Annotated in this window: 1 protein-coding gene; it reads right to left on the bottom strand. The window is 35.3% G+C overall.

All coding sequences use genetic code 11. The features are described 5' to 3' along the window. Nucleotides 1–40: 40 nt before the first annotated feature. The coding region (locus FC36_RS06490) for an IS3 family transposase (protein ID WP_162257654.1) at nucleotides 41–269 on the bottom strand (229 nt) is incomplete at its 5' end.

Genomic DNA, 269 nt, shown 5'->3' with positions numbered 1-269 from the left:
TGAAGTGCAACAAAAAAGTTAGACAAAAACATAATATATTTTAAGTAGCTAAAGCATGAGTTCGGAAATCAACTGGACTCATGTTTTTTGTTTTGTTCGAAATTCGGTCGTTATTATACCAATTGATATACTTTCTGAAGAGACATGTGAACTCAGCTATGTCCTTACAGCTCCTGATTTTAGGTAGCGATTCGATTTTGAGAAGGTGGAAAAAACTCTCCATAGGGGCATTATCTAAACAATTTCCCTTGCGGGACATACTTTGGATT

Origin of the sequence: Ligilactobacillus equi DSM 15833 = JCM 10991, from assembly GCF_001435735.1 — a bacterium.
In the GTDB taxonomy this organism is placed as follows: domain Bacteria; phylum Bacillota; class Bacilli; order Lactobacillales; family Lactobacillaceae; genus Ligilactobacillus; species Ligilactobacillus equi.
The sequence above is the reverse complement of the archived record's forward strand: the minus strand, read 5'-3'. Positions and strand labels throughout refer to the sequence as shown.